This window comes from Ruegeria sp. BF7, from assembly GCF_056538605.1.
In genome coordinates this window covers 1-613 of sequence record NZ_JBQFTM010000060.1, presented here as the reverse complement: position 1 = coordinate 613, position 613 = coordinate 1, and the positions used below count along the sequence as shown (strand labels likewise).

Here is a 613-nt window from a genome sequence, read left to right as displayed (position 1 = left end):
TAAATACGTTTCGTCGCGGGTTTATCCGGGGCGCCGTTTGATTGCTTCTTTGATGCATTAGCAGTTGCTCTATAGAGTCAGGATAAATTTAGATGTTGGATTTTGCTTCCTCAACGACTTCGGATAACAGATCAGCGGAACAGCCGGTTCCGCACCGGGCGCCTCTGGGCCTGTATTCGGGTCTTGGTAAGCGAGCCTTTGACATCGTGTTTGCGCTGCTGCTGCTGCCGGCCGTTGCGCCGGTCATCGCGCTGCTGTGGTGCCTCGTGCGCCTGGACGGTGGCCCGGGCTTTTTCGGTCATACCCGAGTGGGTCAGAACGCCAAGCCGTTCAAATGCTGGAAGATTCGCAGCATGGTGGCGGATGCCGAAGCGCGGCTGCAGGCCTATCTGGACACCAATCCCGAAGCCGCAGCCGAATGGGAACGCGACCATAAACTGACCGATGATCCGCGCATCAACCGGCTGGGTCGCACCCTGCGCAAGACCAGCCTGGACGAGCTGCCGCAGATCTGGAACGTGCTGAAAGGCGAGATGAGCTTTGTCGGCCCGCGCCCTGTTGTGGCCATCGAACTGGTCAAATACGGCAGGTCCGCTTCGGCCTATCTGGCGCA

General features: G+C 58.9%; 1 protein-coding gene. It reads left to right on the top strand.

Annotated elements, in window-relative coordinates; genetic code table 11:
* Positions 1-92: 92 nt before the first annotated feature.
* On the top strand, positions 93-613 hold a 521-nt coding region (locus ACR0IK_RS24385; protein WP_480643689.1), incomplete at its 3' end, for a sugar transferase.